Genomic DNA, 6,730 nt, shown 5'->3' with positions numbered 1-6,730 from the left:
GCCGTGGCGTGATACCGCCACCCCTGCTCGAACAACGCGACAACCGCACCACGCTGCCCCTCGGTCAACGAACTACGAGGATGCAAAAAAGTACTCCCCAGAACAAGGAACTGAACTTCTCAGTCCAACTTCTGGGGAGCACTTCAGATTTAGGGGGTTTTCGCGTCTGCTCAGGGGGAGAACTCAGCCGTCGCCGGGGGAGGGGGCGGTGGAGAACTCCTCCAGGCACCCCTCGGCGACGGCATGCTTGATGCTGTCGGACATCTTCGGGCACGAGCGGCTGCGACTGGGGTCGCCGCCTCCGGCGCGGATCTCGCTGAAATACGCGCACCGTTGCGTCGCTCCCGAATTCCACTGCACCGCAGTGTGTTCGGGTCCCAGCTTCTTCACCGCCACCGTCGAGTGGCAGAACCGGCAGTCCACCGGAACCAGGCCCGCGGTCAGGTAGCGCTGGCGATCAGCCGCCGTGGCCTCGCGAACGGCGGCCAAGCGCACCGGGTCGTCGGCGAAATCTGGTGCCTTGGACCAGGATCCGCTCGCGGGTGAGTCGGACGCCGGGTGTGCGTGATCATCCTCGTCACCGTGACCCATCAGCTGCAGCATCGAACGGGCCAGGCTCTCGGCATCGGGAGCCTGGGTCCGTTCGTCGTGCTGGGTCATCAGCTGGACTGCTCCGCGGCTTCCTTGGCCTCGGCCTGGATGCGGAGGTTTTCGGCGACCTCGCCCTGCCACTTCTCGTTGGCAACGGTGGTGTCGATCTCCAGCTCGAAGCGGTCGACCATGTCCGGCGTGATGTCGGCGACGTCGACGTAGAACTGCTGGTACCAACGACGCATCTGGTAGACCGCGCCGTCTTCCTCGACCAGCAGCGGGTTGTCGATGCGGGTCTTGTGCTTCCAGATCTCGACGTCCTGCATGAAGCCCTTGCTGACACCGTCGGTCATGGCGTCGGCCAGCTTCTGGGTGGTCTTCTCGTCCATGCCCTTGGGCTTCTCGACGATGACGCCCCACTGCAGCACGAATGCGTCCTGGCTGACCGGGTAGTGGCAGTTGATCAGGATCGACTCGGCCTTGTAGCCGCTGTAGTTGTTGTGCAGCCAGTTGATCATGAACGACGGCCCGAAGTACGAGGCCTCCGAGTCGAGGTGCGCCTCGCCGTACTGGGTGCCCATGCCACCGATGTCCGGCCGGCCCACGTTGTGCAGGTACTGGCTGGCGATGTGGCCCTCGAAGACGTTCTTGAAGTACGTCGGCAGGCCGTAGTGGATGTAGAAGAAGTGCGCCATGTCAGTGACGTTGTCGATGATCTCGCGGCAGTTGCTGCCCTCGATCAGCATCGAGTTCCATTGCCACTCGGTCCACTCGTCGCTGGCCGCCTCGGGGATCTCCGGGATCCGGACCTCGTCGGTCGGCGCGTTGCCCTCGTGGTCGTGCCAGACGAAGAGCAGGCCACCACGGACGTCGGTGTGCCAAGCGCGGGTGCGGGCCAGGCGCGGCGTGCGCTTGGCGTAGGGCACCAGCTGGCACTTGCCGTCGCCGCCCCAGCGCCAGTCGTGGAACGGGCACGCGACCGCGTCGCCCTTGATGGTGCCCTGTGACAGGTCCCCGCCCATGTGGCGGCAGTAGCCGTCGAGGATTTTCAGGTCACCGTTCGAGTCCGCGAACACCACCAACTTGGTGCCGAATGCCTCGAACGAGTGCGGCTTGCCGTCCTGGAAATCCTTCACAGGACCCACGCAGTGCCATCCACGGGCAAAGCGGTCCGGCAGCGCGCCGGTATCGATCTCGCGAACCCCCGCGGTTTCGGTGCTCACCTTGGCCTCCCAATCTGTGCCGAGTAACTAGAACACGTTACAGTTTTTCCTTGGTGCAGCGCAATGCAAGCGTCCCGACCTGCGGTATATCTATGTCATGCCGCTTTACTCCTTCGAGGGCCGTAGCCCGGTCGTCGACCCCACGGCCTTCATCGCCCCCACCGCCGTCCTGATCGGCGATGTCCGCGTCGAGGCCGGGGCATCTGTGTGGTTCAACGCGGTACTGCGCGCCGACTACGCGCCCGTCGTCATCCGCAACGGCGCCAACGTGCAGGACGGGTCCGTGCTGCACGCCCCTCCCGGTATTCCGGTCGATATCGGGCCTGGCGCGACCATTGCCCACCTGTGCGTCGTGCACGGCGTGCATGTCGGTGCCGAGGCGCTGATCGCCAACAACAGCACGGTGCTCGACGGTGCGGTGATCGGTCGGCGCAGCCTGGTCGCCGCACACTCGCTGGTGGCCGCCGGGACCAAGATTCCCGACGAAGTGCTGGTCATGGGGTCGCCGGCGAAGATTCGCGGCCCAATTGCCGGGACCGGCGCCGAGACGTGGATCAACACCAACCCGCAGGCCTACCGCGAGCTGGCCGAGCGCTACCTGGCGGGGCTGGAAGAGCTGTAGGGCGGTTGCGTGGCGGATTTCGCGGAAATCTGACATTCCGGCCGACGTTCGGCCAAGACTGGGCCCATGAAGTTGCCGCTCTTCGTCTTGGCCGGTGCCGCAGTGGTGCTCACGGCCCCGCTCGCGCACGCCGCGCCGCCACCCAACTTTCCCGACTTCGCGAACTTCGACATCGCCACCAACACCCACCTGGTGCCTTACCGGAACACCACGCAGCAGGTGGTGAAGTTCGCCACCCCCGACGGTCTGTCGTGCGACATCGGCGCACTGGCCGGGGCCGGGACGACGGTCCGCTGTTATGGGCCGGTGCCCGGAGCCGCGGGTGTGGCTGTCACTGTCGACCCCTCCGCGAAGGCGCCGTGCGAATTCGGGATGGCGCAGTTACACGGAGCCAACGAGGGGACGATCAGCCGCTACCAGGGTGACTGCCCGACCGATCTGGCCGGCGGAGCATTGCTCGCGCCCACGCAGAAGGTGTCTCTGGGGACGGCCACGTGCGGCGTCGCCCCGGGCGGTGTCACCGCGTGCATCGACAGCACCGCCGGCGGCCACGGCTTCGTCCTGCAACCCTCGGGCTCCTGGACGTTCTAGCTACGACGAGCGCGGAGCCTCCCAGAAGGCGCGCAGCGCCAGCAGCTGCCCGGCTTCGTTCGCGCGGTAGGTGAAGACGCCTGGAGTCGTGAAGTCGCGCCCGGCGATGGTGGTCACGATGTTGCCGACGTTGGCTTCCTCGTCACCGCACTGGTAGGTGGTCTCGAAGTTGAACACCAGCTTGTCGGCGGGAGCGATCGCCTTGTCCCAGAACGCCGAGATGGCTTCCTTGCCGCGGTGTCCCTTGCCCTCGGGGTCCAGGAACGACGGCCCGATCGGGTCTTGCACGATGGCGTCGTCGGCGAAATTGGCCAGCCAGGCTTCCTTGTCGCGGGCGGCAACGGCATCGCGGGAACGCTTGCCGGCCAAGTGTGCGGGGTGATTCGGATCGGAAACTGCCATGTCAGTCCTTTCCGGGCTTGTCGCTCGAGACAACCCACATCGAGTAGTACTGTGCGCCACCGCCATACGCGTGGCCCAGCGCCTTGCGGGCGCCTTCGACCTGATGGTCACCGGCCTTGCCCATGACCTGGATGGCCGACTCGGCGAACCGGATCATGCCGGATGCGCCAATGGGATTGGAGCTCAGCACACCGCCGGAGGCGTTGAACGGAATCTTGCCGCCGATGGCCGTCTCGCCGGCCTCGGTGAGCTTCCAGCCTTCGCCTTCCGCGGCAAAGCCCAAGTTCTCCAACCACATCGGTTCGAACCACGAGAACGGCACGTACACCTCGGCCACGTCGATCTCATCGATCGGGCTCGTGATGCCGGCGTCGCGCCACAGGGCGGCAGCCGCGTCGCGGCCGGCCTGCGGGTTCACCTGGTCGCGGCCCGAGTAGGCCAGCGGTTCGGTGCGCAGCGCGGTGGCGTGAATCCAGGCGACCGGATGTCCCTCGGCGACGCGGGCGTCGGCGACTTCCTCGTTGCCGATGACCAGTGCGGCAGCACCGTCGGAGGACGGGCACGTCTCGTCGAAACGGATTGGGTCCCACAGCATCTGGGAGGCCATCACCTTCTCGACGGTGATGTCGGGCTGATGCAGGTGGGCCAGCGGGTTCTTGGCGCCGTTGAGCCGGTCCTTGACCGCCACGATGGCACCGATGTTCTCCGGCGCGCCCGAGCGGCGGATGTAGGCCCGCACGTGCGGGGCGAAGTAACCGCCCGCGCCGGCGCCCACCGGCTTGGTGAACGGCACCGGAATCGAGAGCGCCCACATGGCGTTCGACTCCGACTGCTTCTCCCACGCCATGGTCAACACGCGGCGGTACTTGCCGGACTTGACCAGGCTGGCGGCGACGATCGCGGTCGAGCCACCCACCGAACCCGCGGTGTGCACGCGGATCAGCGGCTTGTTGGTGGCGCCGGTGGCGTCGGCCATGAACAGCTCGGGCATCATGACGCCCTCGAAGAAGTCCGGTGCCTTGCCGACCACGACGGCGTCGATGTCGGCCATGGTGCACCCGGAATCCGCGAGCGCTCTATCGATGGCTTCGCGCACCAGGCCGTTCATCGACACATCGAGTCGCTTGGCGACGTACTTGGTCTGCCCGGTGCCGAGGACGGCGGCGAGGTTCTTGGCCATTATTTGCCCTCCAAGACGGCAATCAGATTCTGTTGCAGCGCAGGACCACTCGTGGCATGGGCCAGTACGCGATTCGCCGATCCGTTGAAGATGTGTTCGGCGGCGAAGCCTATGCGCTCCAGGCCGGCCGAGAACATCGGGTTGGCGGCCAGGGCGCCACCGGACGGGTTGACCTTCGTCGAGTCCTTCAGCCCGATCGCCTCGGCGAGGATCAGCTGCTGGTGGCTGAACGGCGCGTGCAACTCGGCGATGTCGATCGAGCCGACGTCCCCACCGGTGGCGGCGGCGGCCGATGCGGCGGTCGAGGTCGAGACCGTCAGGTCACGGGCGCCCAGGATCGGGGTCTCGATGCGGTGCTCGAAACCCGTGATCCACGCGGGGTTTTCGCGCAGTTCCCGCGCCTTGTCTGCCGAGGCCAGCACGATCGCGGAGGCGCCGTCGGTGATCGGCGCGATGTCGTGGCGGCGCAGCGGGTCGGCGAAGAACGGACGGTCCAGCAGCTCACTCACGGTGGCCGCGGACTCGAGCCGGTCGACGCGCTCGGCGACGGCGAATGAATCCAGTGCCACCTGAGCCATCTGCTCGGCGGTCCACTTCCCGGCGTCCAGGCCGAATCGGGCCTGCAGGCCCGCCATCGAGACGGCGTCCGGCCACAGCGGCGAGACGGTGTACGGGTCGGTCTGCAGGGCCAGCACCCGGCGCAGGGTGCCGGCGCTGCCCTTGCCGAAGCCGTAGACCAGCGCGGTATCGACCTCGCCGGTCAGAATCTTGATGTAGGCCTCATACAGTGCCCAGGCCGCGTCCATCTCCACGTGCGATTCGTTGATCGGCGGGATGGCGCCGATCGAGTCGATCGCCGAGATGAACGAAAATGCCCGGCCGGCAAGGTAATCCGACGATCCGGAGCACCAGAAGCCGATATCGGTCTGCTTCAGACCCAACTCGGCGTACAGCTTTGCAAAACACGGCATCAGCATCTCGACGCCGTTCGTGGTGCCATCGGTGCGGCGCACATGCGGGGCATGCGCGAACCCGACGACCGCTACGTCACTGGAAGTCATTGTGGCCCTTTACAGGTGGTGCTTGTACGAGTCGTAGTCGGCGTCGGGTTCGCCGGACGGTTTGAAGTGCGAGATGTTGTCGATGCCAAGACCCCACTCCTCGCGGGGCTTCCACACCGCTTCCACCCGCATACCCATCCGGACGTCAGCCGCGTCGATCTCGGTGACCAGGTGCAGGAACGGGATGTCGGCGCCGTCGAGCAGCACGTAGGCGGCCACATACGGCGGCTTGATGCGCTGCCCGGCGAACGGGATGTTGATGATCGCGAACGTGGTGACGGTGCCGCGGTCGACCAGCTCGACGAATTCGTCGAGTTCGAGACCGGTGGCCGGGTCGGCCTCCTTCGGCGGGAACAGCACCGCGCCGGGCTTGCCGTCGCGGCCGGCCTTGGTGCGGGCACCGAGCAGCTTGCCCTCCTGCAGACCGCGCAGGAACACGGTCTCGGGATGCGAAGCGGTGTGCTGGATTTCGATGGACGACGGCACGACCAGCATGGTGACCGGGTCCCGATCGTCGGCCGGCAGCGGTTCGACAGCGTCCTCGCCGGGCACGAAGTAGGCGATGTCGGTGATGGCGCCGACGGGCTCGTCGACCCAGTGCGCGCGGACGCGGTCACCGGACTTCAGCGAGCCCTCCGGGGCATCGACCGCGTGCAGCAGCGGGGTGTCGGCACCGTCGAGCTTGATCAGCGCCCAGGCGAACGGACGCTGCAGGGGCTGCCCTTCCAGGGGCTCGGGCTGCCAGGTCCACGACACCACGGTGCCGACGCTGGAAACCGGAACCACCTCGGTCAGGGCCTCGTAGGTGACAGGGTCATACTCGGCGGGAGGTACGTGGACCCGGCCGTCCGAACCGCGGGTGCCGACGACGCGTCGTCCGCGCAGCGCGGTGAAGAACTGACTCAGGACCGGACCTACTGAACGGGTGTAGTCGAATGACAGTTTCAGCGGAGCTGAAAGGGGCGGCTCATGGCCTGCCATCTGGGCTGGGCTGCTTTGGCTAGCGCTCACGGCATCGAGTAGAACAGGTTCTAACAATCGTGGCAAGCATGTGCGGGAA

Annotated in this window: 8 protein-coding genes; 2 read left to right on the top strand and 6 right to left on the bottom strand. The window is 66.5% G+C overall.

Going from position 1 to position 6,730, the window contains the following annotated elements; all coding sequences use genetic code 11:
* Positions 1-183: 183 nt before the first annotated feature.
* Positions 184-660, bottom strand: a complete 477-nt coding sequence (locus tag AC1U2B_RS17585; RefSeq protein ID WP_043398133.1) for a hypothetical protein — start codon at positions 658-660, stop codon at positions 184-186.
* A complete protein-coding gene (locus tag AC1U2B_RS17580) occupies positions 660-1,814 on the bottom strand; it encodes a 3-ketosteroid-9-alpha-monooxygenase, oxygenase component (protein ID WP_043984596.1) in 1,155 nt (384 codons plus the stop codon). Before AC1U2B_RS17580 ends, AC1U2B_RS17585 begins: the two co-directional genes overlap by 1 nt.
* Before the next feature lie 97 nt (positions 1,815-1,911).
* On the opposite strand from AC1U2B_RS17580, the gene AC1U2B_RS17575 reads away from it, so the two are divergent.
* Positions 1,912-2,436, top strand: coding sequence for a gamma carbonic anhydrase family protein (locus AC1U2B_RS17575; protein ID WP_071285642.1), 525 nt, complete (start codon positions 1,912-1,914; stop codon positions 2,434-2,436).
* A 66-nt stretch (positions 2,437-2,502) separates the two neighbouring features.
* Positions 2,503-3,027, top strand: a complete 525-nt coding sequence (locus tag AC1U2B_RS17570) for a hypothetical protein (RefSeq protein WP_480217734.1) — start codon at positions 2,503-2,505, stop codon at positions 3,025-3,027.
* On the opposite strand, the gene AC1U2B_RS17565 is transcribed toward AC1U2B_RS17570, so the two are convergent.
* From AC1U2B_RS17565 to AC1U2B_RS17550, 4 genes are read right to left on the bottom strand one after another with little or no spacing between them, the layout of a single operon-like run.
* The gene (locus AC1U2B_RS17565; protein ID WP_043984598.1) at positions 3,028-3,429 is read right to left on the bottom strand and encodes a nuclear transport factor 2 family protein; all 402 of its coding nucleotides are present in this window, start codon (positions 3,427-3,429) and stop codon (positions 3,028-3,030) included.
* A 1-nt stretch (position 3,430) separates the two neighbouring features.
* The gene (locus AC1U2B_RS17560) at positions 3,431-4,609 is read right to left on the bottom strand and encodes a thiolase family protein (RefSeq protein ID WP_480217733.1); all 1,179 of its coding nucleotides are present in this window, start codon (positions 4,607-4,609) and stop codon (positions 3,431-3,433) included.
* Complete coding sequence (locus tag AC1U2B_RS17555) at positions 4,609-5,670, bottom strand: thiolase family protein (RefSeq protein ID WP_260936537.1); 1,062 nt, start codon at positions 5,668-5,670, stop codon at positions 4,609-4,611. The genes AC1U2B_RS17560 and AC1U2B_RS17555 overlap by 1 nt, the downstream gene beginning before the upstream one ends.
* A 9-nt stretch (positions 5,671-5,679) precedes the next feature.
* The gene (locus tag AC1U2B_RS17550; RefSeq protein WP_480217732.1) at positions 5,680-6,681 is read right to left on the bottom strand and encodes a Zn-ribbon domain-containing OB-fold protein; all 1,002 of its coding nucleotides are present in this window, start codon (positions 6,679-6,681) and stop codon (positions 5,680-5,682) included.
* Positions 6,682-6,730 lie beyond the last annotated feature (49 nt).

It is taken from the genome of Mycolicibacterium sp. P4_G11 (assembly GCF_056555145.1).
This window is presented reverse-complemented; position numbering and strand designations above follow the sequence as displayed.

What these genes read in the sequence shown, in the direction of transcription:
- AC1U2B_RS17565 (WP_043984598.1), bottom strand. Translation starts at nt 3,429, where the DNA reads ATGGCAGTTTCCGATCCGAATCACCCCGCACACTTGGCCGGCAAGCGT.
- AC1U2B_RS17560 (WP_480217733.1), bottom strand. Translation starts at nt 4,609, where the DNA reads ATGGCCAAGAACCTCGCCGCCGTCCTCGGCACCGGGCAGACCAAGTAC.
- AC1U2B_RS17555 (WP_260936537.1), bottom strand. Translation starts at nt 5,670, where the DNA reads ATGACTTCCAGTGACGTAGCGGTCGTCGGGTTCGCGCATGCCCCGCAT.
- AC1U2B_RS17570 (WP_480217734.1), top strand. Translation starts at nt 2,503, where the DNA reads ATGAAGTTGCCGCTCTTCGTCTTGGCCGGTGCCGCAGTGGTGCTCACG.
- AC1U2B_RS17575 (WP_071285642.1), top strand. Translation starts at nt 1,912, where the DNA reads ATGCCGCTTTACTCCTTCGAGGGCCGTAGCCCGGTCGTCGACCCCACG.
- AC1U2B_RS17585 (WP_043398133.1), bottom strand. Translation starts at nt 660, where the DNA reads ATGACCCAGCACGACGAACGGACCCAGGCTCCCGATGCCGAGAGCCTG.